The sequence below is a fragment of the Blautia hansenii genome, from assembly GCF_013304445.1.
Lineage (GTDB): Bacteria > Bacillota > Clostridia > Lachnospirales > Lachnospiraceae > Blautia.
Genome location: NZ_JAAITA010000001.1, coordinates 197,167 through 221,405, shown reverse-complemented (window position 1 = coordinate 221,405; position 24,239 = coordinate 197,167). Strand labels below are relative to the sequence as shown.

Here is a 24,239-nt window from a genome sequence, read left to right as displayed (position 1 = left end):
CCGTGGGGTATTAATCTTGACGAAAACAGTGTAGCATAAAAACGGGAGAAAAGCAACCCCTTTTCTCCCGTTTCCGAATTCTCAAAAATATTTTATCCCAATGCCACATCCAATATCATCATCAATACAAAGCCTGCCGCAAACCCAATGGTTCCGATATTGCTGTGTTCGCCCTGGCTGGCTTCCGGTATCAGTTCTTCCACCACCACATAAATCATGGCGCCTGCGGCAAAAGCCAGCAGATACGGCAGCACCGGCTGCACAAAACGAAACAGAAGCACGGTGAGAAAAGCCCCTAAAGGCTCCACCGCACCGGAAAGCGCCCCGTAGAGAAATGCTTTCCCCTTGCCCATACCTTTTTCACTCCGAAGCGGCAAGGATATAATGGCCCCCTCCGGAAAGTTTTGGATAGCGATTCCCACGGACAGAGCCATGGCTCCCGCCAGGGTAATTTCTGTATTTTCTGCCAGCATACCGGCAAAAACCACACCTACAGCCATCCCTTCGGGGATATTGTGCAGAGTCACCGCCAATACCAGCATGGTGGTTTTCTTCAGGCTGCTCTTCTTTCCCTCCGGCTGACTGGCTCCTATGTGTAAGTGAGGAATCAGTTTGTCCATCCCCAAGAGAAACAAAATTCCCAGCAAAAATCCCACAGCCCCGGGGATAAAGGCAAATTTCCCCATAGCTTCGGACATATCCATAGCCGGAATCAAGAGGGACCACACAGCCGCTGCCACCATAACCCCGGACGCAAAGCCCAGAAGACTTCTCTGCACCAGAGGTTTCATTTCATGCTTTAAAAAGAACACACAGGCGGCTCCCAAAGCCGTACCTGCAAAAGGAATCATAATACCTGCAAAAAGTTCCATAGATACCTCCTTTGATTGTTTCTATCTTATCATAGTTTTTTAGAATTTGCACTGTTTTTATCCATTTTCTTCTTATGCAAAAAGAAAACACCCAAGTCGCCTTAAGTGCTTTCTTTCAAAAAATGGATATACCTTTTTTATTTCTGCCCATAATAAGCATTTTCCCCATGTTTCCTATAATAATGCTTATCCTGTAATTCCTGGGGCGCTGGCTGCACCCGTGGGTTTATCTGCTCACATCTGGCAGCCATCTTCGCCACCTCTTCCAGTACCACTGCATTGTGCACGGCTTCGTGTCCGTCTTTTCCCCAGGTAAAGGGACCGTGGTTTTTGCACAATACGGCCGGAACTGCCTCATAATCCTTATTTTTAAAATACTCTGCAATGAGCAGTCCTGTATTTTTCTCATAAGCCCCTTCGATTTCTTCCTTCGTCAAGCAGCGCACACAGGGAATCTCTCCGTACATATAGTCTGCATGGGTAGTTCCGTAGCAGGGAATTCCTCTTCCGGCCTGAGCCCAGCTGGTTGCCCAGGAAGAATGGGTATGTACAATGCCGCCAATCTTTGGAAAGGCCTTGTAAAGTTCCAGGTGTGTGGGCGTATCTGAGGAAGGATTGTATCTTCCTTCAATCTTATTTCCCTCCAAATCCATAATCACCATATCCTCCGGTGTCAGCTTGTCATAGTCCACACCGCTTGGCTTAATAGCAAAGTATCCTGTCTCCCGGTCAATCTGGCTGACATTCCCCCAGGTAAACGTTACCAGACCATATTTCGGCAACAGCATATTGGCTTCGTAAACCGCTTTTTTCAATTCTTCTAACATCTTATTTTTCCTCCTGTTTTCTCCTGTCTTTTACGGAATTTCCCGGTATCAGTTCCGGCTGAATCAGCCTGGGAATCTGGCTTTTCTCCTCCGGCACTTCCCGAATTTTCTCCAGAAGCAGCTCTGCCGCCATTTCTCCCAGCTTTTCCTGTGGATGGGCAATGGTGGTAAGGCAAAGGCTGCCTGCTGACATCAGGGAATTATCGTACCCCGTGACAGAAATATCCTCCGGCACCTTTTTCCCCATTTCTTCCAGCCCGCCAATCACATCTGTGGCAATCTGGTCATTGTAGCACACAATTCCGTCAATATACATCCCCTGTTCCAAAAGCTGTCCGGCCATCAGAGCCGGTTTGCTCTTCCGGTCTTCCGTGTGAAACCATACCACCCGGTCCGGGTCATAGACAAATCCTGCTTCCTGCAAAGCTTTGACATACCCTTTGTGCCGCTCTTTCCCCTGGAAATCATCGGCCTTAAAAATCCCTATCAGATTCTCATGCCCCATGTCCAGCAGATATTTTGTCACCAGATATCCGCCCTGGCAGTCATCCATGAGAATATGAGGCTTCTCCTGCATCTGGGGATATACGCCCTGAATAAACACATAGGGAATATGATACTCTTCCAAAAGCCCGTACAGATTCATATGTCGGCACAATATCTGGCTTTTGCTGGGTTCAATAATCAGTCCGTCAATGTCCTTAGAGAGAATTTCTTCCAGCACTCTGGCTTCCCTTGTCCTGCTGTTGGCCGTATTTTTCAGAATAATGCTGTACCCATTTTCCGTCATGACCTTATCCATACCCTGAATCAGTCTGGGAAAAATGTAATCTGAAATATAGGTGGTAATCACCGCAATATTGCCGGATTTCCGCAGATGACACATACGTTCCGAACAAAAAGTTCCTCTGCCGTGTTCCGCCACAATATACCCTTCCTGTATGAGAATGGACAAAGCCTTACGCACCGTATGTCTGCTGATATGATACTTTTGGGACAGTTCATTTTCCGAAGGCAGCTTCTCTCCCGCTTTGACCTTTCCGCTTAAAATGGAGGACTTCAATTCTTCCATAAGGACATAGTATTTTGTCTTGCCGTTTTCCTGTGTCATAGTTTCCTCCTTTTTTCCTATTGTACAACTTGTACGCACGTATTCACAAGTTGTTCTTACTCTTTTCTCAAAAACTTTTCCTCCTGTATTTCCACCAGAATAATGTCCTCCCCTATCTGGCGGATACAGGAAAAGGGAATCACATATTCACTGACGGAGCCAAAGAGGCCGCACATCTTCCCCTGCACCGGCACAATAAGCATTTGTATCTGTCCCGTGCGGCAGTCAAATTCCACATCCAGCGGACATCCCAGACTCTTGCAGGTACAGATGTTAATCACTTCTTTTTGCTTTAATTCACAGACACGCATAAAAAATCCCCCTGTATTCACGGTCTTAATGTATCCTATGAATACAGAGGGCTTTCCAACACACAAAAAAGAAATCAGCGGTCCATTTCCGACTGAATCCCTGTATTTTTGTGATTCTTAATAATACGGTCAATTTCATTTAATCCACAGGAAGGCAAATCTCCCGGAATGGTATTTTTCACTGCACTGGTAGCATTTCCGTATTCCAGCGCTCTCTGGCAGTCAAAATCATGAGCCAGAAGTCCGTACAGCGCGCCGGAAATATAAGCGTCTCCGCTGCCGATACGGTCTACCACTTCAATATTGTGGTACGGTTCCTCTTCGTAAAACTTGTCCTCTTTTGCATTATAAATCACAGAGCCAAAGGTATGTACCTTAGGGCTGTGCACCACTCTCTGGGTAGAAGCTACAATGGAAATGGGGTATTCCTGGGTAAAACTCTTCATAACAGAATGCAAATCACCTTCCTTTAAAAAGGTCAGCTTTGCTGTCTCCTCTGAGCAGAAGAAAATATCCACATAAGGCAGAATCTTCTCAATGCACTCCTTGGCTTCTTCTCCTGTCCATAGATTGCCTCTGAAGTTGACGTCAAAAGAAATGATTGCGCCGTTTTCTTTAAACTTTTTAATCATCTCCACTGCATTTTCCCTGGTATTTTCGGAAAGAGCCAGCGTAATGCCGCTGGTGTGGAAACAGCGGGTGGAAGCAAACATATCCTCCGGCAAATCTTCCACTGTAATTTTGCAGAATGAAGCATGACGCCTGTCATATACGACACTGGGTTTTCTGGGATACGCCCCGTTTTCATAATAATAAATCCCAAGTCTTGCGTCCGGGTCTTCGTCATAAACCAGATAATCATCACTGACACCACAGAAACGCACACGGTTTTTGGCATATGTGCCCAGCGCATTGTCCGGCAGCTTGGAAATAATGCCGGTGCGCAGTCCCAGAAGAGAGACACCGGAAACCACGTTTAATTCCGCTCCTCCCACCTGTTTCTGAAAAGTTTCTCCTCTTACAATTCTCTCATTGTTCGGCGGAGAAAGACGCAGCAAAATTTCCCCCAGTGACAACAAGTCAAAATCCTTTTTCATGTTCTGCTTACCTCCTGAACTAACTTTTTTACAGACGAAGAGCGCCGCTTTAAGCCAGATATTTTATGAACTTAATGCGGCGCCCCTCATTTCTATGAAATATGTTCCCTAATGGCAATAAGGGTTTTTCATTTTAAATATGCAGTTAATTATCTCTGAACACGTCCGGAACCGTCTCCGCCTGCCAGTTTTGCAACTTCGTCCATGGAAACCATGTTGAAGTCACCTTCAATAGAATGTTTCAGACAAGATGCTGCTACTGCAAATTCGATTGTAGCCTGTGCATCGTATCCGTTTAAGCATGCACAGATAAGTCCGCCGCCGAAAGAATCTCCGCCGCCTACACGGTCAACAATGTGCATTTTGTATTTTTTGCTGAAGTAGTAGTCATTTCCATCGTATAACATTGCAGACCAGTTGTTGTCATTTGCAGATAAAGATTCGCGCAGTGTAATAGCCACTTTCTGGAATCCGAAACGGTCTGCTAACTGTTTTGCAACATCTTTGTAACCTTCGTGGTTTACAGTACCTGTTGTAACGTCTGTATTTGCTGCTTTGATACCGAATACGTCAGCTGCGTCTTCTTCGTTTGCGATACATACGTCTACATATTTACAGATTTCACCCATAACCTGTCCTGCTTTTTCTTTGGACCACAGTTTGTTTCTGTAGTTTAAGTCACAGGAAATAGTAAGTCCTGCTTCTTTTGCAGCTTTACAAGCTTCCAGACAGATGTTGGCTACTTCGTCATTTAAGGCCGGTGTAATTCCTGTAAAGTGGAACCAGTCAGCACCATCGAAGATTTTCTTCCAGTCAAAGTCAGCTGTTGTAGCTGTTGCAATAGAAGAACCTGCTCTGTCGTAGATAACTTTGGAAGGTCTCTGGGAAGCGCCCTTTTCCAGGAAGTAGATACCTACTCTGTCGCCGCCGCGCACGATATCTGTTGTGTCAACGCCGTATTTTCTTAAAGAATTTACAGCAGCCTGTCCGATTTCGTGTTTTGGAAGTTTTGTAACGAATTTTGCGTCAAATCCGTAGTTTGCTAAAGAAACAGCAACGTTTGCTTCTCCTCCGCCGTATGTTGCGCCGAAGTTTTCTGCCTGTACGAAACGGTAGTATCCTTCCGGAGCCAGTCTCAACATAATTTCACCAAAAGTAATTACTTTCTTTGCCATTTGTATTAATCTCCTTTAATCTTTTTCCCTTGTTCTTATTTATTTCTGATTTCAGCAACTAATTTTACTGCTTCTGCTGTCAGGTCTTTAATTTCATCAAATTTTCCTGCTTTTACTAAATCGCCTTTTACCATCCAGCTTCCGCCGCAGGCAATGATTTTGTCACAGCCTAAGTAGCTTTCCAGGTTCTTTGCGTTTACACCGCCTGTAGGCATGAATTTCAGACCTACATAAGGAGCTGCCATCGCTTTGATGGTAGCAACGCCGCCGAACTGTTCTGCCGGGAAGAATTTTACGACTTTTAAGCCTCTCTTAACCGCCTGTGCTACTTCGGATGGAGTAATGCAGCCCGGGAATACCGGAATTTCTTTCTCCAGACAGTAGTCTACGATTTCAGGGTCAAATCCAGGGCTTACAATAAATTTTGCGCCTGCTGCCACTGCACGGTCTACCTGGTCAATAGTCAGAACTGTACCTGCTCCTACAAACATGTCCGGGTATTCTGCTGTCATAAGTTTAATGGATTCTTCTGCTGCTGCAGTACGGAATGTAACCTCAGCACATGGAAGTCCGCCCTCTACTAATGCTTTTGCCAGAGGTGCTGCATCTTTTGCATCTTCCAATACAACTACCGGTACTACACCTAATTCTGCGATTTTTTCTGCAACTGTGCTCATTGCTTGTTCCTCCTTCATAATTGCTCAGTGTTTCATATTGTGAAATGTCGTTTCGTCATGTGGTATTTCTTTAATTTGCATTATACTACGGTGTAAAAAAATGTCAAGCAGAAAATCGAAAAAAATCTCCTGTTGCCACAATCTTTTGAAAGTGTTACAATAGCGTCAATGTCAATATAGAAAACCGGGAGAATTATCATGGAAAATAAAAACCCTATTCAGGTGGCTGACCGTCTGTTTCTGGTGCTGGAAACCCTGGCTGAAACCGGGCCTGCAGCTCTGGCAGATTTGTGCCGCCATCTTGAGTTAAATAAAAGCACGGTACACCGTCTGCTCAGTTCCCTGATTTACATGGGCTATGTAAAACAAGACGCAGAAACCGGAAAATATTCCCTGTCCTTTAAGCTTCTGACTCTGTCTAACAAGCTGATGAGCCATATGGACATTCTGGAGACCGTACGCCCCTTCTTAAAGAAGCTGTCTGAGGAAACCGGAGAGACGGTTCACTTCGTACAACTGGACGGTCTGGATGCCGTGTATATTTACAAAGAGGAATCCTACCAGAATTCCATCCGCATGGTTTCCAAGGTGGGCAGCCGGATTCCCCTTTACTGTTCCGGTGTGGGAAAAGCCATGGCCGCGGACATGCCGGAAACCCAAATCAAAGAAATCTGGGACAACAGCCAAATCCAGAAACTGACACCTCATACTATGATTCATTATACCCAATTTTTCGAGAAAATAAAAGAGGTTCAGCAAAAAGGATATGCCTTAGATGACGAAGAAAATGAACTTGGTGTGCGCTGCATCGCAGTCAGCATTCCTGACTTTAAGGGAAGGCCCAAATATGCCTTTTCCATTTCCGCCCCGGTGGCGCGAATGTCTGACCGGCGTATTGAAGAACTGTCCCAGATTGTGCTGCATATCAAAAAAGAAATTGTTGCAGCCATGCGCTAAGGATCAGCCGTCTGTACGCAGTGCATAAAAAGAGCCATATGGAAAACACTTGCTGATTTCTCTGCATACGTTTCCCATATGGCTCTTTTTTATTCGTCCTCTTTTCTCTGGTGTTTTTTTCTATATTTCACACATTCTGTCAGCAGATATTCTATCTGGCCGTTCATAGAACGAAAATCGTCCTCCGCCCACTGGGCAATTTCATTCCACAGGGTCGCTGACAGTCTTAAAGGTACCTGTTTCTTTGCTTTTTCTTTTCCCTTTGGTTTCTTTTCGTTTTCCAGAATGTGTCTCACCGCCTTTTATTTTTTAATAGATACTGCCGCTGTTGACAATGGGCTGTGCATCTTTATTGCCGCACAGTACCACCAGCAAATTGCTGACCATAGCCGCTTTTCTCTCCTCATCCAGTTCTACAATCTCATTTTCACTTAATTTTTCCAAAGCCATTTCTACCATTCCCACAGCGCCTTCTACAATCTTCTGACGGGCGTCAATAATGGCTGCCGCCTGCTGTCTCTGGAGCATGGCAGAGGCAATCTCCGGCGCATACGCCAAATGGGTAATTCTGACTTCCAGAATCTTAATGCCTGCATTTTCCACTTTCTCCTGCAGTTCTCTGCACATGATATCCGCAATTTCCTGGCTGCTTCCTCTTAAAGATTTTTCATCCTTTCCCTCTGCGGCATCATATGGATATTTTCTGGCTGTGTTTCGGATGATGGAATCGCACTGAATGGAAAGATAGCTTTTATAATTTTCTACGTTTATCACTGCTTTTGTGGGATTCACCACTTTCCAGATAGCCACAGCCCCGATTTCCACCGGATTTCCGGTCTCATCATTTACTTTCTGCTTTTCATTGTTCAGTGTCATGGTTTTTAATGATACCTTACGGTTGACGCTTTTGCCATTGGCTGCTGCCTTTACCGTGGGATTAATCGCTGTAACAAAAGGATTCACCCAGAAAAAGCCCTCTTTCATCAAGGTTCCGTAATAATTACCAAACAAAGCCAGCACCAGGGCCTCTTTGGGATTGATAACCTTCAGTCCGCACAGGATTAGGATACCTGCCAAAAATGCCAAAGTTCCTGCTATTATAGCAGCAATTCCCAGTACCTCTGCCCCATTTCTGTCACAGAGCAGCGCTCCCCAGACAAACCCTCCTATTCCGGCTGCCGCCAGTATGCATCCAAGTATCAGCATACCAAAACCTGATTTCGCCTGCAACACCTTTTCTTTCTGAATCTCGTTTTTCCCTTTGTTTTCTTCACTCATAGGTCATCCTCCTCGCTTCGTCAGCTCGATTTAATTTGATATCATTTTGATATCATCAATATATCACCAAATTTTTTCTCTGTCAATATCGTTTCACGAAAAAAAGGCCGTCTCACAGAAACAGCCTTTTCCCTTTATCTTCTCTATTCGTACCGCACAATTTCCTTTTTCAGTCTTTTCATAATCCGCTTTTCCAGTCTGGATATGTAAGACTGGGAGATACCCAGCAGGTCTGCTACCTCTTTCTGGGTCTTCTCTCTTCCCTCCGGCATATTAATGCCAAAGCGCAGCCGCACAATGGTCTGCTCTCGCTTCGTCAGCTTTCCAATGGCTTTTCCCAGCAGTTTCCTCTCCACTTCGCTTTCAATATCCCGGTAAATCACATCCTCATCGGTTCCCAAAATGTCCGACAGCAGCAGTTCGTTGCCGTCCCAGTCCACATTTAAAGGTTCATCAATGGAAACTTCCAGCTTCGTTTTGCTGTTTCGCCGCAAGTACATGAGAATTTCGTTCTCAATGCACCGGGAAGCGTAAGTGGCCAGCTTGATTTTTTTCACAGGATTAAAGGTATTAATAGCTTTAATAAGTCCAATGGTACCTATGGAAATCAAATCCTCTACCCCCACCCCGGTGTTGTCAAATTTCTTGGCAATATAGACCACCAGTCTTAAATTATGTTCAATAAGACAGGCTTTGGCAGCCTCGCTTTTCTCCCCTTGCAATTTTTCAAGCTGCACGGCCTCCTCTTCTGCAGGCAAGGGAGCAGGAAGCACTTCTGCACCGCCAATATAGTGAATCTCATTCCCCCTGGGCAGTAAGATTCCGGTAAAACCAGTAAACGAAAACCCTCTTTTTGCACAAACATCCATTTTTCATACTCCTCTCAACTCTTTAAAATACCGGGATTTATAATCATTTGAAAACGCCTGTCTAAGGACAGGGACGTCCGAGAAAGCCCTATGGGCGCTCCCCTTATCTCTTTTTCCCCGTCCTCTGTATATACGGTCATGCTTTCTGCCGTCACAACAGGAAGCAGCCCTCTTTGGCAGCCCACGCTGGTATAAAGCACAAACCTGGGCTGTAGTTCTTCCAGCCCTTTGCCCATCTGTTCTTTTCCTTCTTCCAGGTTCATGGCACAAAAGTGTTCCAGTGCTTCTCTCTGTTCTCTGTCCAGCAGTCCCTCAAAACTGCTGTATTCCATCACGCACACTGGTTTTCCTGTCTGCGTATCCAGCAGACAGTTTCCCGTATCATACAGTCCTTTTACTTTTCTTTCCCTGTCTTTCAGCACAAGTTTCACGTCGCACGAAAGACTGCTTTTTCCTTTTAAGTATTTACAGAGTCTTATGCCTGTGTATAAAATCAGGTAAGCGGCAGTTGTGATAAACAAAAACGGAAGTTCTTTCTCTTTCAAAAAAGGCTCTGCAAACAGCAGGATTCCGCCCAGAAGAAAGGAGGCTCCAAAAAAAGCGGCACTTGCGGCCAGCAGCTTCTTCAGGGTTTTGAAACCGCAGCCTGTACGCACCATAACCAATACGCTGATACTGTAAAAAATCACAAGTCCTGCTGTGTGGATTTCTCTTGAGAATACCAGAAAGCCGCACATTCCAAGTGCCCCAAAAACAGCGCCCCAAAAAGCACGCAAAGGGCTGGCAGTGCCCTTTAGCAGCACATTGGTCAGACACAGCACCCAGAAATCCATCAGCAGATTCACCGCGAAAAACACATCTATGTAAAATTCGCAGTACACAAAACACCCCCTAGCCTCTGCAGGGACTCTTCTACTTATCTGGAATAAGTACTGTCCATTATAGAGGTTTGGGGGTGCTGATTTTGTCAAAACGGCTTGCCTGGCTGTAAAATCTTTTCGACAGTGCAATGCCGCTTTTTTTACCTTATGTTACCTGTTTTATGTCAATTTTTCCCGGAAAGTGACTGGTCATACCCACTTCTCCCATGGACATGGTTACCACCGTCTTTTCTGTTTTGAGGAATTACAGCCAGCTTTACATAATCTTCCTACATAATTCCCGGCAGCCGCCCTCCCCTGGGATGGGGAAGGTAAACAGCAGCGGAATTTCTCCTAAATTGTCGCTTATTGTCTCCAACATTGCCCACACTGTTTCCTGCTCTTTTCCACTTGACAGCGACGCAGTTTCACTTTAAACTTTTCATAAAGCAATGGAAGATACAGGAGGAGGAATATTCTTATGATACACATTACCGGAGAAACCGGACTTACCGGACTTCTGGGCAGCCCGGTTGCCCACAGCATTTCCCCGCTTATGCACAATTACAGCTTTCAGTCTCTTGGCCTGGACTATGTATACCTGTGCTTTGACGTGAAAGAGCAGGGATTAAAGGATGCCGTACAGGGGCTTCGCGCATTGAATGTGAAAGGTTTTAACTTAACCATGCCCGATAAAAATAAAGTTCTGGAACATCTGGATGAGCTGTCCTGCGCAGCCCGGCTCATCGGGGCGGTAAACACCGTAGAAAACAGAGACGGGCGGCTTATCGGACACAACACAGACGGCATTGGATTTATGCGCTCTGTGGCAGAACAGGGTCTTGAGATGAAAGGGAAAACCATGACTCTTCTGGGAGCCGGAGGCGCTGCCACGGCAATCTGTGCCCAGGCGGCCCTGGACGGCGTGGCACACATGCATATTTTTCTCAGAAGCACCAGCTCCCACCTGTCCAGAATGGAAGCCCTTGCAGAAAACCTTTCTGTGGAAACAGGCTGTAAGTTCCAGATTCACGATATCCGAGATTTGCAGACACTGGAACATGCAGTCCGGGAAAGCACACTTCTGGTAAACGCTACTTCTGTGGGTATGGCTCCCCGCCCGGATACCTGTATTCTGCCTGAAGATTTTGCCTTTCCTGCCGCCCTGTCCGTAGCAGATATCATTTACAATCCCTGGGAAACCCGCCTGTTATCCCTGGCAAAAAAGGCCGGCTGCAAAACCTTTAACGGATACGGTATGCTCCTGTATCAGGGGGCCGAAGCTTTCCGTATCTGGACAGGACGGGAAATGCCTATGAAGCAGGTGAGGGAATACCTGCAGACCGATTTTTAACCCCTTCTGTATCTGTCCTTTTATCATTTGCCACAACACAAAAGACCGCAGATTTCAAGGAATCTTTCCTAAAAATCTGCGGTCTTCTTTTATTCTCTCTTATCTTCTGTTTTTCAAAAAGTCAGGAATCTGAATATCTTTTTTCGGCACACTGCTGGTAAAAGTAGTTGGCGCCTGCTGGAAGGTTGGCATCTGGTAGCCTGTTGTCTGCTGCTGTACCGACTCCTGCTGCTGCGGTGCAGCCTGCTGTCTTACTGGTCTTGCTGTTGTTGTCTTCGCTGCTTTCTTATTTCTTTCCACACTTGCTTTTCTGGCTGTCTCATCATCCAGGCCTGTTGCAATAACCGTAATTCTTACATAATCTGCTTCTTTATCATCGTACAGGGCACCGAAAATAATGTTGGTATCTTCGCCTGTCAAATCCTGTACATAAGTTGCTGCATCGTTGGCATCCATAAGAGAAATATCTCCGGATACGTTAATGATAACGTGTGATGCGCCCTGGATGGTTGTCTCCAGAAGAGGACTGGATACCGCCTGCTGAACAGCTTCCATGGCTTTGTCATCGCCCTTGCCTTCACCGATACCAATATGAGCCACACCTTTGTCAATCATAACAGTCTGTACGTCTGCAAAGTCCAGATTAATCAGTGCAGGCAGGTTAATCAGGTCTGTAATACCCTGTACAGCCTGCTGCAGGACTTCGTCTGCTTTCTTCAGAGCTTCCGGCATGGTAGTACGGCGGTCAACGATTTCCAAAAGTTTATCGTTTGGAATAATAATGAGTGTATCTACATTTTCTTTTAATTTTTCAATTCCGGAAAGAGCATTGCTCATACGGGTTTTTGCTTCAAAACGGAAAGGTTTTGTCACAACACCAACGGTCAGAATTCCCATTTCCTTAGCCACTCCGGCAACTACCGGTGCAGCGCCGGTTCCTGTTCCGCCGCCCATACCGCAGGTAACAAACACCATATCCGCTCCCTGGATGGCCTGTCTGATTTCTTCGATGCTTTCTTCCGCAGCTTTTTCACCGATTTCCGGTTTTGCGCCTGCACCCAGACCTTTTGTCAGCTTTTCACCAATCTGAATCACTGTGGGTGCTTTGCATAATGTAAGCGCCTGTTTATCTGTATTGACTCCAATAAATTCCACTCCGCCGATGGCTTCTTCCACCATTCTGTTTACTGCGTTATTTCCAGCTCCACCTACACCTACAACGATAATCTTTGCAGATGATTCAGCCTCGTTTGTCATAATTTCTAACACGGTATTTCCTCCTTTAGCTCCCTTGTATGGCTTGAAATGTGTATCACATTCATTTTCTTTCATAATATACATATAGATATATAATAAATGCTTTTTTTAAATTAATCAACTGGTAAATTCACTTTTTAAAAATTTTTTAGACCTTTTTTAGAATTATCCCCCTTTTTTATCAAACTTTCGTCAGCCTGCTGAATCAGAACCGTCGCTGTATTCCACATCCGTTCCGGTGTCGGAATCACCTTCTGAAAAAGTGCCCTTGTCTTCTGGGTCTTTGTCCTGACTGTCAGAATTCTGGGAATCCTCCCCCTGGTCTGTGCTGTCTGTTCCCTCTCCGCTGCCCGCATCGGAAATATCCTGACCGTCTTCCTCTTCGGAAGTGTTTGTGTCCGTATTTTCCTCCTCTGCACTCTGTCCTGTTTCGCTGTTCTCTTCTGCCGCATTGTCAAATACAACACTGGCTGTGTCTTCTGTTACATTTTCCAGATGAAGGACACCTTCCATACCTTCCAGCTGCGGAAGGATTCCAATCAGGCGGTTCATCTTTTCATCCATATTTTCATCGGTTCCCATATTGACTTCAATAGAACCGTAATACAGTACCAGCTGCTTCAGATCATTAAACACCAGACGGTCCGGCTTCTGCTCGGTCTTTTCCAGCATTTTCCCTACACTTAAAATGGTGTTCAGTCTCTTTTTGTTGATTCCTTTTATCTTCTCCCCCTGCTTGGCCTCTTTTACATTCAGCCCGTCTATCAGAGGTACATTTTCAATGGATTCCTCTGTAATAATCTGAATTACGCCCTGGCGGTCAAAATTCAGGCATTGACCGTTGAGACTGAAATAGCCAATCATCTGTTTTTCCCTGACCTGCAGCACCAGCGTATTCCATTTCTTCCTCTTAATGGTTATTCGTTCAATGAGCGCCTCCTCTTTTGTCTTTTCCTCTGTGTTGATAAACCGTTCTGCCAGCAGCGTGTTTTTGGCCGCCGGCACATCCAGCACCATCTTCTTGATTTCCTCATCCGAATAAAACTGATTACCCTTTACTTCTACTTTTGTAACGCGGAATCCCACACAAAACACAATCAGAAAAATCAGGATTCCTATGACAATGATTTCTGTCACAATTCTGCGTATGCTTCTTTTACTCATAAACTTCCCCTTTAGTCTTTGAAAATCTGCGCTCCCAATAACGCCAAATCTCTGCAGATATCTTCATAGCCCCGCTCAATGTAATGGCGGTTCTCCACATAAGTCTCTCCCCTGGCGGCCAAGCCCGCCAGCACCAGCGCCGCGCCTCCCCGCAGTTCCTCAGCCCAAACCTTATTTCCCAGAAGAACGCCTCCCCGAATCCGGGCGCAGTTTTGGCATACAGAAATATCTGCTCCCATTCTCTGCAGCTGGTACACCGGTTTAAAGCGGTCTTCAAACACGGTCTCCACAAGACAGCTTTCTCCTCTGGCGGCTGCAAGCACTGCCAGAAACACAGACTGCAAATCCGTGGGAAACCCCGGATACACGGCGGTCTGCAGATAAGGGATAAAGCCATCCGCCTTCTGACCTGACAGAATCAGTTTACCACTGTTGCAGGTATATTGTCCACCAATTTTCTCATAGGCAGCTAAAAGCGCCCCCATTTCCTCCACCGGCGCCTGGTCCAATATGCAGTTTCCACGGGTAATGGCGGCGGCACACACATAAGTTCCTGCTGCTATCCGGTCTGCAGGCACCTGAAATTCCGTATCATGAAGGTTCCGTACCCCGGTAATTTTAAGCTGCTGGCTTCCCACACCTTCTATCCTCGCCCCGGCCTGGTTCAAAAAACGGCACAGCCAGCTGACCTCCGGCTCTTTTGAACAACCGGAAAGCCAAGTGATTCCCGGGGCGCATACCGCGGCCAGAATGGCATTTTGCGCAGCCCCCACACTGCTTTTCGGAAAATGATATCTGCTTTCCTGCCTTTTCCCTGCTCTGGCGCACAGCATTTCTCCTTCCTGAAATTCTGCCCCCATAGCCTCTAAAGCCGCCAAATGCAAATCCACAGGTCTTTTCCCAATGACGCAGCCGCCGGGATAGGGCACGCAGGCCTGGCCGCACCGGCCCAGCAGACTTCCCAGCAGGACAATGGAGGAACGCATCTGACATCCCAGCTTCCGGTCCACCTCATATCCTGTTACCTGTTCTGCATCCAGCAAAAGGGTATGCCCCTCCCAGATGACTTTTACCCCCAGTTTCTTTAAAATTTCTTCCATAACAAAAACATCTGCAATTTTCGGACAGCCATGGAGCACGGTAACTCCTTTATTTAAAAGAGCGGCAGCCATCATTGGCAGTGCCGCGTTTTTAGAACCCTGTATTTTCACTTCACCACTTAAAGGAATTCCGCCTGTAATTTTAATTCCAGCCAAGCCATACACTCCTCTTATATTCAGATTCAAAGACTTTCATACTGTATTCTATGCGGCCTGACGAACAATGTGCATAAAGTCATGGTTCTTCGTATCGACTCACAGACAGCGCAATCCCCATCTCCCCCAGAAGAAACAGCACAGACGTCCCTCCATAGCTGACAAAGGGCAGCGTAATTCCCGTGTTGGGAATGGTATTGGTCACTACTGCGATATTTAAAATCACCTGGATGGCCATATGCCCCATAATCCCTGCTGCAATCAAAGCGCCGCTCAAATCTCTTGCATGGGTGGCTATAACCATGAGACGCCAGATAAGCAGCCCAAACAGCAGAATCAGGAGGCAGGCTCCTACAAGCCCCGTTTCCTCACAGATAATGGAAAAAATCATATCATTCTGGGCCTCGGGCACAAATCCCAGCTTTTGCAGACTGCTGCCAAGCCCTCTGCCGAAAATCCCGCCGCTGCCTATGGCATACAGCCCCTGTATAGTCTGAAATCCTTTTTCGTAAGCCTCCGGATTCCGCCAGATAGCCAGCCGCTCCAGACGGTAGCTTGCCATGCCCAGAAAGATTCCGATAAACACCACACCCACAGCTCCGATACCAAGAAAAGGCAGGTAGCGGGGATTGGATACAAAAATTAAAATAACTCCGATTCCCAGAATAATAATAGCAGTACTTAAATTGTTCGTTCCCACAAGCCCCACAATGGGCAGCAAAAGCATCATTGTGCCTGCCATATGAAGAATTCCCTGCTTTTGTTCCGCACTGCGGATAATCACATGGGTCAGAAGCAGTATGACCGCCACCTTGGCAAATTCGGAAGGTTGAAAAGACAGCGGACCTATAGAAAGCCACCGTTTTGAGCCATTATATTCATCTCCGAACAAGAGAACAGCCAGGGACAAAACCAGCGATACCAGATAAAAAAAGGGGGCAAACCGCACCAGGATGTGATAATCCATACAGGAAACCAGATACATTCCCATAAGCCCCAGGGAAGTGGCAAATAACTGTTTCTTAAAATAATAGGCAGAATCATGAAATTTGACTCTGCCGTTATACGCACTGGTACTATAGAGAAACACCAGACCGCAAATCAGAAGAAACAGAACCAGAAACAAAAGCCCTGTATCCTGGTGTCCCGCATTTTTTCTTTCTTTCTCCACTTTTCATGCTTCCTTTCGTGACGGTGCTTCTTTTCAATATATGAAATACAGGAAACAGATAGACGTATTCCAAAGAAGTTTCCCCCACGACAAAGGGGACAGCCCTTTTTGACTGTCCCCTCTTCTTTCTTACAGCATGCTGCGTACATATTCCTTAAACTTGTCTCCCCGCTGCTCATAGTTGTCAAACTGCCCCCAACTTGCGCAAGCAGGAGAAAGCAGAACGGCATCTCCTTTTTGGGCTTTTTCGGCACAGATTTTCACCGCTTCTTCCAGGCTGTCTGCCAGAATGGTATGGTAAAAGCCGCATGCGTGAGCTGCTTTTTCTATTTTCTCTCTGGTCTGTCCGATAAGCACCAATTCCTTTACCTTGCCCTCAAAGGCCTGAATCCACTCTTCATAAGAAGATTCTTTATCGTATCCTCCGCCAATGAGGAACGTCGGGCGGTTCATCGCCTGTATGCCCTTAATGGCTGCGTCGGGATTGGTTCCCTTGGAATCGTTGTAATAAGCCACGCCATGAATCTCTTCCACAAACTCAATACGGTGTGCAACGGCACGAAATGCAGACGCTGCCTTTCGGATAACTTCCTTGGGCACCCCGGCGCAGTAAGCCATAGCCGCTGCTGCCATAACGTTTTCGTAATTATGCTGTCCCAGAAGCTTTAGTTCTTCAGTGCGTACCAGTTCCACCTCTTCTGCGTCCGTTTTCAGCACAATCCTCGTACCATCTAAGTACACGCCCTTTTCCAGCTTTCGCTCACTGGAGAAAAAAACAACCGTTGCCGGACAGTGTTCTGCAAACCTGCGCAGTTCTTCGTCTTCATAATTCAGAATACAGAAATCGTCCTTTGTCTGATTGGCTGCAATCAGTTCTTTCACACGAATATATTCTTTCATAGTATGATGACGGTTTAAATGGTCTTCTGTAATATTTAGAATAGCAGAAACTTTTGGCGCAAAGGTGTGGGTGGTTTCCAGCTGAAAACTGCTGATTTCCGCCACTGTATAGCTGTCTTCATTCATGGACAAAGCCGCCTCTGTATAGGGATTTCCGATATTTCCTACTACAAACACCGAATTCGCGTAAGCCTTCATGATTTCTCCAAGGAGCGCTGTGGTGGTAGTCTTTCCGTTTGTCCCTGTAATGGCCAGCACCGTTCCCTCGCCCATGCGGTAAGCCAGTTCTACTTCGCCCCACACCGGCACGCCTGCAGCCTGCATACGCTCCACAGGCGCAATGTCCAGAGGTACTCCCGGACTCATCACTGCCAAATCCAGAGTGGAAATCACTTCGCCACTCAGTTCGCCCAGTACAATTTCACAGGCGGAGCCTTTGGGCAGCTTCTTCTGAAGCTCTTCCTTTTTCAGTTTCTCATTGCCGTCATACAGGACAACCCGGGCGCCTACGGCTTCCAGAAGCTTTGCCGCACCGATTCCGCTGATACCGGAACCAAACACCAGCACCTTTTTCCCCTGTAATTCCATTTTGTGTAAACTCATAATTTTTCTCCTATACACCCATTAACGCAATCAGACATAAAACAGCCGTGATAATGGAAAATACTGCTACGACTCTGGTTTCAGACCAGCCGCACAACTCAAAGTGATGGTGAATGGGCGCCATTTTAAAGAATCTCTTCCCGTGGGTTGCCTTAAAGTAAGTCACCTGAATCATAACAGACAACACCTCCACCACATATATCAGACCTACAATCAAAAGAAACAGTGGCATCTGCAGCATATACGCCGTACCTGCCACAAAACCGCCCAGAGCCAGCGAGCCCGTGTCTCCCATAAAAATCTTGGCCGGATACACATTGAACAGCAAAAAGCCCATCAAAGCCCCCACCACCGCGCAGGTAATGGGTTCAATCCCGCTCTTTGTCCCAATGGCAATAACGGAAAAGAAGGTAGCCACCATAATGGTTACGGAAGAAGCCAGCCCGTCCAGTCCGTCGGTAAAATTTACACCGTTTACCGTACCGATGACTACAATAAAGATAAGCGGAATGGTGAGAATACCGAAGTCCAGTTCATGTCCCGGAATAAAAGGAATTTTCATGGTCAGAGGCACATCGGTAAATTTCACCAGATAAAAGGCAAACACAGCCGTTACCACAATCTGGCATGCCATTTTCTGCATGGGCATTAAGCCGTCCGAACGCTTCAGCACAACCTTCAGGTAGTCATCCAGAAAACCAATGATTCCAAATCCCAGTGTGAGAAACAAAACAGGAATGATCTTCGGATAATCTTTTACATAGAGCAGGGAAGTCACCACTGTGGAAAGAAGGAAAATAATACCGCCCATGGTGGGGGTTCCGGCTTTCTTTAGGTGGGACTGTACTCCCTCTTTACGCTCTGTCTGTCCCATTTTCAGTTTCCGCAGATAGGGAATGATAATGGGACCTAATATGACACTGATGGCAAACGCCACAAGTACCGGTACAACCATTTTAAAATCTGTCATAGTACACCTCTTTTTTATGTATTTTTGCTCTTCCTAGTATAATGCTTTTTCCTTCATTTATCAACCTTCAATCCCCATGTAGGGCAGAATATTCTCAAAGATGTCTTTTATCACAGGCGCGGCAATGGTTCCGCCGTAATAAATGCCCTGAGGGTCGTGGATGACGCAGATACCCAGAACCTGGGGATTATCTGCCGGAGTAAAGCCCAGAAAAGACGAGATATAGCGGTTAGCGCTTCTTGGCAAAGTCTGGGAAGTGGCGGTCTTTCCCCCAATGGTTCTGCCCTCTATGGCTGCGTTCTTTCCTGAACCCTCAGATACTACTTTTTCCAGAATGTAGCGGACTTCTTCTGACACCTCGGGCGTGACAATTCCGGTCTGTTCCTTATAGTCCAGCGTTTTTACCAGATTGCCTTCCCGGTCTGTCACCCTTACTCCAAAGTGGGGTGTTATCCGTTTTCCTCCGTTAATCAGGGAACTGACTGTGGTAGCCAGCTGTATAGGCGTAATCTGAAAGGACTGGCCAAAAGAAATGGTAGCCAGTTCCACTTCCCCGATATTTTCTTTTTTGTGCATAATGGTGCCCGCCTCTCCCGGCAAATCAATGCCGGTCTTCTCCAGAAGGCCAAACTTTTGAAAATATCGGTAATAATTGTCCACGCCCAGCCGCAGCCCTACCTCAATAAACACCGGATTGCAGGAATTCATGGCCCCTTCCACAAAGCTTTCTGCCCCGTGTCCTGTTCTTTTATGGCAGTGAATTCTTCTGTCCTCCACCACCCGAAAACCGGGACAGGAAAAGCGGTCATCCCGGTGTACCACCCCCTGGGAAAGTCCGGCTGCCATGGTAATAATTTTGAAAGTAGACCCCGGCTCATAGGTATCATTGATTGTGAGATTTCTCCACATCTGGTTGCAGGCATCCTGCAGTTCCTTGTCTGTCATACCGGAAGTGTCTATATCCGTATTCAGAGTAAACGGCTCATTCAAATTAAATTCCGGCACATTGGCATTGGCATAAATCTCTCCGTTCTGGGGATTCAGCAGCAGAATGGACACAGCGTCCGCCTCTTTTTCCTCCATGACTTTCTCTGCGGCCTGCTGGGCGTACATCTGAATATTTTTGTCCAGACTCAGGTGCAAATCATACCCCGGCACCGGCTCTGCCCGATACTCTCCCAATTCGGACAACTCTACCCCTCTGGCATCTGTGGTGGTGAGTATCTTGCCATTAATGCCCTGCAGCACATCTTCATACTTTACTTCCAGTCCGATAATCCCCTGATTATCCCCTCCGGTAAACCCCAGCACCTTGGAGGCCAGTTCTTCATAAGGATAATCCCGCTTGAAATCTTCGTCTACTTTGACGCCCTCCAGCCCATAGCTTCGGATTTTGTCCCCCACACTTTTCTCCACATTGGTCTTGACCCGTTCAATGGCAGACACGGTTTCTACTCTCTTTTTGGCAGTTTCGTAAGACAGCCCCAGCTCTTTTTCCAACATACGGATAACCTTTTCCGGCTCTTTTATCTGGCTGTGAATCACAGAAATCGTACACACCGCTTTATTATCCGCCAGCACCTCCCCTTTACAATCCAGAATTCTGCCTCTGGCCGCCTTAATGTCCCGCTCCCTTTCATGAAGCTGCTCTGCCTTCTTCGCATAATAATCTGAACGGATGACCATAAGATAGACCATACGTCCCATAAGTCCCATAAGCATCAGCACACAGGCAGCAAAGACTACCACGGTTTTCTTTTTATGATAGGTTCTGTTTTTCCTCAACTTTCAGCCCCGACAAACAGCTTATCCCTATACTATATGATTTCCTGCCTCTTCTTTAGAACGAAAAACAGTGTTGCCGCACGAAGGAATTGCAGCAACACTGTTTTTTATCTTCTTATTTGGTCTTCCAAGTCTTCCATACCATAGGCATCTTCTTCGTAGGTGGCGTCATCTTCGTCAATGCCTGCGTCTTCGTTGGTAATGCCATCTGTTTCCTCGTTGTTGGCCTCTTCTTCCTGTGGGTCTCCGTCACCGAAGCCCTGGTCCAGTATGGTGCCATATGGATTGGACACACCGTCTTTGATGATATCTGTCATCTTGGGCACTCCGTAGAAACCTTCCCAGAGTACGGTTTCTTCGTCTGTCGGCTCGTCCTGATAGATGTTCATGTACGGCAGTACCTCAGACAGAATCGCCTGGGACAGATACTGAGGATACGTACTGGAAGCCTGTTCCTCCACGTTTGGTGTATCTACAACCGTATAGATAATGACTTCTGGCTTATCCAGAGGGGCAAAACCGATAAAGGATACCAGATAGTTTCCCTTTTCCTTTTCATTCAGCTTTTCCGCTGTACCAGTCTTACCGCCCATGGAATATCCCTTGACTTTAGCTGACTTACTGGTACCGCTCTCCACACTCATACCCATGTATTCCCGCACATCTGCAGAAACCTCTTCTGATATGGGCTGTTTTAAAATGGTAGGAGTGATATTTTTCACAACTTTTCCATCTTCATCGGTAATTTCTTTTACCAGATGGGGCTGGTAATAAACACCGCCGTTAATTGCCGCAGACATGGCTGCAATTTCCTGAATCATAGTACAGTTAAATCCCTGGCCGAAAGCTGAGGTAGCCAATTCCATCTCATACATATTATCTTCTGAAAACAGAAGTCCCGTTTCCTCACTTGGCAGGTCAATACCGGTTCTGGTACCAAAATTAAACTTGCTCTGATATTCCAGAAACAGACTGGCCCCCATTTTCCGTCCGATGGCCATCATACCGTCATTGCAGGAGTTCTGAATAACCTCTCCCACACTTTCCGCCCCATGGCTGTCGGGATAAACAGCGCAACGCACATAGTCCTCTCCGATTTCCTCTCCGCCGTCGCAGACAAAACGGCTGTCTTCCGTAATGGCGCCGGATTCCAGGGCGCTGGCCACTACAATAGGTTTAATAACGGAACCCGGTTCATAGTTCTGGCTGACACAATAGTTTTTCCACATGGCAAACAGAGCTTCTTTTGTCTCTTCATCGTCCATATTTGCGATTTCCAAATCTGTATAACTTCCCGTTAAATCCCTGGGATTGTTTAAATCATACGTTCCCGAACTGGCCATAGCCAGAATCTCCCCGGTATTGGGGTCTTCCACAATGACGGCTATATTTTCCGCGCCCTTTTTCTTAGCATTCTTTTTGTTATTAGGACCGGCAGACAGCGCCCGGTCAAAAGCGGAAATATACTTTTCCACAATCTCCTGAATCGTAGCATCTATGGTAGTGGTCAGATTCTTTCCATTCTCCGCCTCAATAATGGTCTGCTCCAGTGTCTCATTTTCACCCATATACCCAAATTTACGCCCGTTGCTGCCATTTAGCGTACTGTTGTAATACCCTTCCAGCCCCCAGGTTGCCGTATCATCTGAGTCGGTAAATCCAATGACATCACAAGCCAGACTCTCCAAAGGATAAATCCGCTTATAGTTTTCTTCAAAGTAAATTCCACGGACGCTCTGGCGACGGGTCACTTCCTCCTCGCCCAGAGCCTTCTTCTCTTCCTCATCCTCCGGAATTTCCAAAGAGGCTTCAAATGCCTTCTTCTCTTCCATGGTAACTTCCTTTTGCAGAATCTGATACTGGCTCGCCTTGGTGTCATCCCCGGTTAAAAGGTCTTCGACTGTATCCTGGTCAATGCCAAAATACTCCTCCAGCGCTGCCTTCGTAGGTTCTTTATACTTTTCCGGGTTCTTGTTAATTTCCACACAGTCCAAAACCAGGTTGTACACCTTCACACTGTTGGCTAAAATAGTACCGTTGCGGTCCGTAATACTGCCCCGCTTAAAAGGAATCGTTGTATTTGTATACTGCTGCTGGGACTGGGACAACACCTGCTGGGTATAACGGTTTCCCGACTTGGCATTGATAATGGTAATTCCTCCCAATAAACTGACTAAAGCCAGCAGAGAACAGCCAAATACCCCCGCCAGCTTTAGTTTCATCTTTTTTGTAAGTTTTCTTTGTCTTGACTCGTCTTTTCTCAATCTTTCACCTGCTTATTCTTCCGGAATATCCTGATACTGTCTTACATAACTGTTGTTTCCCGGAACATAGTATTTAATCTGGTCTTCTGTTGCATACTCCATCCCCAGCTCATTGATGGCACGGTCTCTGATATCATCCAAATCCACACTGCTCATCACATCGCTGTAGTAGGCGTCATTATCTGCTTTCAGTTCATTGAGTTCTAATTCTAATTGCGCCTGTGCACTTTTCTGTGCCGTCAGCTCCGCAGTCAATTTGATATAATGCACGCAGGCACCTGTAGCCAAGGCACACACAAAGGTAAGAAAGGCAATATAACCCTTTCCCATATTTGTACTCTTTGCCCGGTTCTTCTGTACCGTCCTGCTCAGTTTCTTCTTTGGCCGACCAGGTACCTCTTCCAAACGGCGCGCAGCGTTTCCATCTTCAAAGTACGCCCCGCGCTTCTGCACTCTTCTGTTGTCATATTTGTTTCGGTTCCTTGTACTTGCCATGAAACTCTCCCCTTGTCAGGTTATTTCCTGTTACTGTTTCACCCTCTCGAAAACCCGCAGTTTGGCGCTTTTAGAACGTTTGTTATACTCCAGTTCTTCTGCACTTGGCAGAATGGGCTTTCTGGTAATCACTCTCCCTTTTGATTCGTTTCCGCATACGCACACCGGAAATCCCGGGGGACAGGTACACGGATTCTCATTTTTCTTAAAAATAGTCTTTACAATCCGGTCTTCCAGGGAATGAAATGTAATAATACAAATCCTTCCTTCCTCATTCAAAAGGTCAATCATATCATCCAGTGTATTCTTCAGCACATCCAATTCCTGATTCAACTCAATTCGGATAGCCTGGAAAGTCTTTTTCGCCGGATGCCCTCCAACTGCTCGCATTTTCATGGGAATCGCCCGTTTGATAATCTCCGTGAGCTCTCCCGTGGTTTCTATGTTCTTTTCCTGTCTTGCAAGACAGATATGCTTTGCAATGTTTTTCGCAAATTTATCTTCCCCGTAATCCCGGATAATGCGGTACAGTTCACTTTCACTGTAAGTGTTCACAATATCCTTTGCGGTCCGGGGATTCCTCTGGTCCATACGCATGTCAAGAGGAACATCTTCTCTGTAGGTAAATCCCCGCTCGCTGTTATCCAGCTGGTAAGAAGATACTCCCAAATCTAAAACAATCCCATCAACTGATGTGATTCCTATCTTTTGTAATTCTTTTTTCATGTTGCAATAATTGCTGCGGATGATGGTTACATTCTCCCTGAATTCCTGTAACCGCTCTCCCGCAGCTCTTATTGCAGCTTCATCTTGATCTATACCTATCAAGCTCCCCTTGGCAGATAACTGCTGACATATCGCATAGGAATGTCCGCCGCCTCCCAGTGTTCCATCAACGTAAGTTCCGTCGGGCTTTACCCTTAAGTTCCCGACTGTTTCTTCCAGTAATACGGATTGGTGTTTAAATTCCATTTTTCTCTCCTAGC

23 protein-coding genes are annotated in these 24,239 nt (G+C 46.3%); 2 read left to right on the top strand and 21 right to left on the bottom strand.

Annotated features, from left to right (window positions below; translation table 11 throughout):
* Positions 1-92: 92 nt before the first annotated feature.
* The 7 genes from G5A70_RS01025 to G5A70_RS00995 form a co-directional block, all read right to left on the bottom strand.
* On the bottom strand, positions 93-872 hold the full coding sequence (locus tag G5A70_RS01025) for a ZIP family metal transporter (protein ID WP_173747265.1): 780 nt from the start codon (positions 870-872) through the stop codon (positions 93-95).
* A 137-nt stretch (positions 873-1,009) separates the two neighbouring features.
* A complete protein-coding gene (locus G5A70_RS01020; RefSeq protein WP_173747264.1) occupies positions 1,010-1,699 on the bottom strand; it encodes an L-ribulose-5-phosphate 4-epimerase in 690 nt (229 codons plus the stop codon).
* A 1-nt stretch (position 1,700) separates the two neighbouring features.
* The gene (locus G5A70_RS01015; protein WP_173747263.1) at positions 1,701-2,810 is read right to left on the bottom strand and encodes a GntR family transcriptional regulator; all 1,110 of its coding nucleotides are present in this window, start codon (positions 2,808-2,810) and stop codon (positions 1,701-1,703) included.
* Positions 2,811-2,866: 56 nt separating this feature from the next.
* Positions 2,867-3,121 (bottom strand): YlmC/YmxH family sporulation protein, encoded by a 255-nt coding sequence (locus tag G5A70_RS01010; protein WP_173747262.1) that lies wholly within the window; start codon positions 3,119-3,121, stop codon positions 2,867-2,869.
* Positions 3,122-3,195: 74 nt separating this feature from the next.
* Positions 3,196-4,218 carry a sugar kinase gene (locus G5A70_RS01005; RefSeq protein ID WP_173747261.1) on the bottom strand — a complete coding sequence of 341 codons (1,023 nt, stop codon included), beginning with the start codon at positions 4,216-4,218 and terminating at the stop codon, positions 3,196-3,198.
* A 149-nt stretch (positions 4,219-4,367) separates the two neighbouring features.
* On the bottom strand, positions 4,368-5,393 hold the full coding sequence (locus G5A70_RS01000; protein WP_173747260.1) for a sugar kinase: 1,026 nt from the start codon (positions 5,391-5,393) through the stop codon (positions 4,368-4,370).
* Positions 5,394-5,428: 35 nt separating this feature from the next.
* Positions 5,429-6,070, bottom strand: coding sequence for a bifunctional 4-hydroxy-2-oxoglutarate aldolase/2-dehydro-3-deoxy-phosphogluconate aldolase (locus G5A70_RS00995; RefSeq protein WP_173747259.1), 642 nt, complete (start codon positions 6,068-6,070; stop codon positions 5,429-5,431).
* Positions 6,071-6,268: 198 nt separating this feature from the next.
* Here G5A70_RS00995 and G5A70_RS00990 point away from each other — a divergent pair, with 198 nt between their 5' ends.
* A complete protein-coding gene (locus G5A70_RS00990; RefSeq protein ID WP_173747258.1) occupies positions 6,269-7,027 on the top strand; it encodes an IclR family transcriptional regulator in 759 nt (252 codons plus the stop codon).
* Between the two features lie 89 nt (positions 7,028-7,116).
* Here G5A70_RS00990 and G5A70_RS00985 read toward each other — a convergent pair whose 3' ends face one another.
* The 4 genes from G5A70_RS00985 to G5A70_RS00970 form a co-directional block, all read right to left on the bottom strand.
* The gene (locus G5A70_RS00985) at positions 7,117-7,323 is read right to left on the bottom strand and encodes a hypothetical protein (RefSeq protein WP_226853427.1); all 207 of its coding nucleotides are present in this window, start codon (positions 7,321-7,323) and stop codon (positions 7,117-7,119) included.
* A 13-nt stretch (positions 7,324-7,336) separates the two neighbouring features.
* Positions 7,337-8,305, bottom strand: coding sequence for an SPFH domain-containing protein (locus tag G5A70_RS00980; RefSeq protein WP_173747257.1), 969 nt, complete (start codon positions 8,303-8,305; stop codon positions 7,337-7,339).
* A 143-nt stretch (positions 8,306-8,448) separates the two neighbouring features.
* Complete coding sequence (gene sigE, locus G5A70_RS00975; protein WP_173747256.1) at positions 8,449-9,174, bottom strand: RNA polymerase sporulation sigma factor SigE; 726 nt, start codon at positions 9,172-9,174, stop codon at positions 8,449-8,451.
* 14 nt (positions 9,175-9,188) lie between these two features.
* Positions 9,189-10,055: a sigma-E processing peptidase SpoIIGA gene (locus G5A70_RS00970; RefSeq protein ID WP_226853425.1), complete on the bottom strand. Its 867-nt coding sequence runs from the start codon at positions 10,053-10,055 to the stop codon at positions 9,189-9,191.
* 460 nt (positions 10,056-10,515) lie between these two features.
* On the opposite strand from G5A70_RS00970, the gene G5A70_RS00965 reads away from it, so the two are divergent.
* Positions 10,516-11,388, top strand: coding sequence for a shikimate dehydrogenase (locus tag G5A70_RS00965; RefSeq protein ID WP_173747255.1), 873 nt, complete (start codon positions 10,516-10,518; stop codon positions 11,386-11,388).
* Between the two features lie 99 nt (positions 11,389-11,487).
* On the opposite strand, the gene ftsZ is transcribed toward G5A70_RS00965, so the two are convergent.
* From ftsZ to rsmH, 10 genes are all read right to left on the bottom strand, one after another.
* Entirely contained in the window at positions 11,488-12,645 is a 1,158-nt protein-coding gene (ftsZ, locus tag G5A70_RS00960) for a cell division protein FtsZ (protein WP_173747505.1), read from the bottom strand.
* Positions 12,646-12,837: 192 nt separating this feature from the next.
* On the bottom strand, positions 12,838-13,809 hold the full coding sequence (locus tag G5A70_RS00955; RefSeq protein ID WP_173747254.1) for a cell division protein FtsQ/DivIB: 972 nt from the start codon (positions 13,807-13,809) through the stop codon (positions 12,838-12,840).
* An 11-nt stretch (positions 13,810-13,820) separates the two neighbouring features.
* Positions 13,821-15,074: a UDP-N-acetylglucosamine 1-carboxyvinyltransferase gene (gene murA / locus G5A70_RS00950; protein ID WP_308781703.1), complete on the bottom strand. Its 1,254-nt coding sequence runs from the start codon at positions 15,072-15,074 to the stop codon at positions 13,821-13,823.
* A gap of 70 nt (positions 15,075-15,144) precedes the next feature.
* Positions 15,145-16,236, bottom strand: a complete 1,092-nt coding sequence (locus tag G5A70_RS00945; protein WP_173747252.1) for an FtsW/RodA/SpoVE family cell cycle protein — start codon at positions 16,234-16,236, stop codon at positions 15,145-15,147.
* A 129-nt stretch (positions 16,237-16,365) separates the two neighbouring features.
* On the bottom strand, positions 16,366-17,724 hold the full coding sequence (gene murD, locus G5A70_RS00940; RefSeq protein ID WP_173747503.1) for a UDP-N-acetylmuramoyl-L-alanine--D-glutamate ligase: 1,359 nt from the start codon (positions 17,722-17,724) through the stop codon (positions 16,366-16,368).
* 25 nt (positions 17,725-17,749) lie between these two features.
* Positions 17,750-18,709, bottom strand: coding sequence for a phospho-N-acetylmuramoyl-pentapeptide-transferase (mraY, locus tag G5A70_RS00935; RefSeq protein ID WP_173747251.1), 960 nt, complete (start codon positions 18,707-18,709; stop codon positions 17,750-17,752).
* Between the two features lie 60 nt (positions 18,710-18,769).
* Positions 18,770-20,494 (bottom strand): peptidoglycan D,D-transpeptidase FtsI family protein, encoded by a 1,725-nt coding sequence (locus tag G5A70_RS00930; RefSeq protein ID WP_173747250.1) that lies wholly within the window; start codon positions 20,492-20,494, stop codon positions 18,770-18,772.
* Between the two features lie 107 nt (positions 20,495-20,601).
* Positions 20,602-22,758: a peptidoglycan D,D-transpeptidase FtsI family protein gene (locus G5A70_RS00925; protein WP_226853423.1), complete on the bottom strand. Its 2,157-nt coding sequence runs from the start codon at positions 22,756-22,758 to the stop codon at positions 20,602-20,604.
* 12 nt (positions 22,759-22,770) lie between these two features.
* Complete coding sequence (locus G5A70_RS00920; protein ID WP_173747249.1) at positions 22,771-23,253, bottom strand: hypothetical protein; 483 nt, start codon at positions 23,251-23,253, stop codon at positions 22,771-22,773.
* A 30-nt stretch (positions 23,254-23,283) separates the two neighbouring features.
* Complete coding sequence (gene rsmH, locus G5A70_RS00915) at positions 23,284-24,225, bottom strand: 16S rRNA (cytosine(1402)-N(4))-methyltransferase RsmH (protein ID WP_173747248.1); 942 nt, start codon at positions 24,223-24,225, stop codon at positions 23,284-23,286.
* Positions 24,226-24,239 lie beyond the last annotated feature (14 nt).